Raw genomic sequence first — 1,736 nt, forward strand, 5'->3', positions numbered from 1 at the left:
TTTGATGAAACCAGTCGGTCCATCACATACTTCCCGTTCCGTATGACCATAATCATCAAACCAAACCTTTTCCTTACGAAACAGCCGTAGTTGGTAACGGGGATACTGAGTAGAGTAGCGAATCCAGCGATTCATGAACATGACCCGCTCTGCAACGTAATAAGCCACATGCTCCTGTCGTTGTATTGCTCCCTGGCATTCGGAAAATAACTCAGGGGTCATGCGTTCATCAGCTTCAAGGATATAGACCCATTCGTACTTGGTGGGCACTTCCTTTAGCATCCAGGTGCGCTGGCGTCCGTGACTTTCAAAGGCGTGCTGCACAACTCGCACCGGATACTGATTAGCAATTTCTACAGTGCGATCGCTACTGATTGAATCTACGATAATCACATCGTCTGAGAGTAGGGCTGACTCGATACAAGCAGCAATATCTAGGTCTTCGTTGTAGGTCAGGATATAGATAGAGAACATGTCAAGCGGATCATTATCAAAAATCTGGTCAGGGTTAAAAGTCTCGACCCTACTAAGCTTGCCCACGACGGGTTACTGGTGTACTTCCCAACCCTCGCAATCCGGTCCAGCCAATGGCAATATAGCCAATTGCTAGGAGTAAGCTACTCAGACCAGTTTTAATGCCCAGTTTGAAAGCTTCTGTGGTGGCTCGTTTCTCTAGTTGAAGTTTCTGACTACGGATTTGGTTAATATTCTGCTCTACTTCTTGATTGAGGACATCAGGGTTTTCCTTAATTGCCTGCAATTGTTGTCTAACTCTGTTAGCCTGAGCTTTGGCTTGCTCAAGCTGTTGTGCTGGAATCCTACCACTTTTAATGGCTGCGTCTAAATCGGCGAGTCTCTTTTCTACCTGGGCTATACCTTGAGGACTTTTGAGAAGTTCAGTGACTTGCTGAGTGCGGTTTTCCAGTTGAACTTCGGCGCTCTTAGCTCTTTGGTTAATTTGTTCTAGAGCCTGGGAACTTTGCAAACGAAGGTTATTGAGATGCAGGGGTACCATTAGCAGAAAGACCAACCCTAGAAAACTAGACAGACACAGCACCCAAAATCGGAGATCTTGAACCGAAGATTTTGGCTCTGTGGTAGCGGTAGCAGCACTTTGAGCAATCCAATATCCAGCAAATAAAAACCCAATGCCGACCATAGGGATAATGCCTCGGTCAACAACTTGGGTAGCAAAGTTCAACTGCCACTCTGGCTTTAACAGGCTAGCTCCCTGTGGGGGAATTGCCAAAATGATGTAATCCAAAAGGGAGGAAACGATCATTATCAGCCCGACAACCTTAAGAGTCAGAGCAGTAAACGAGGAATAAACAGAATTAGTATTCATGGGCTATGAAGCGCGATTATTAGATTAACTTAATCATCGACTTGGGTAATTTACTGAGTAATCCTTCCTAAACTTACTGGCTTACTAGTTTTTGGAGTAGTTTTTGGGGTACTCAGTAAAGTTGAAAAATAGAAGAGCACGAGAGCCAACCATGGCGCTTTGCCCATATTAACCTATGGCAATCGAGAATCCTAACTCCAACATCCGTTGCTGGTGTTACGTTCTAGATGGGAAGTCCCTCCCTATAACTTTTAGGTGAGCGTCACCAGCCGCACGCCATTAACCATTAACCACTAATCAAGGTGTTAGGATAATTTCTGGTATTCTTCATTAATCAGGTAAAGCGATCGCACTAGCTGATTAAAGGTAGTCTTGTGGATGTAGTGTTCCT

General features: G+C 44.8%; 2 protein-coding genes. Both read right to left on the bottom strand.

What is annotated here, in order from left to right:
• Positions 1–474: glycosyltransferase family 2 protein (locus tag F6K53_RS40130; RefSeq protein WP_293085652.1), on the bottom strand; the 474-nt coding region annotated here is incomplete at its 3' end.
• Positions 475–526: 52 nt separating this feature from the next.
• Positions 527–1,345 (bottom strand): HpsJ family protein, encoded by an 819-nt coding sequence (locus F6K53_RS40135; RefSeq protein ID WP_293085655.1) that lies wholly within the window; start codon positions 1,343–1,345, stop codon positions 527–529.
• Positions 1,346–1,736: the final 391 nt, after the last annotated feature.

The organism is Moorena sp. SIO4A1 (assembly GCF_010672065.1).
Lineage (GTDB): Bacteria > Cyanobacteriota > Cyanobacteriia > Cyanobacteriales > Coleofasciculaceae > Moorena.

What these genes read in the sequence shown, in the direction of transcription:
- F6K53_RS40135 (WP_293085655.1), bottom strand. Translation starts at nt 1,345, where the DNA reads ATGAATACTAATTCTGTTTATTCCTCGTTTACTGCTCTGACTCTTAAG.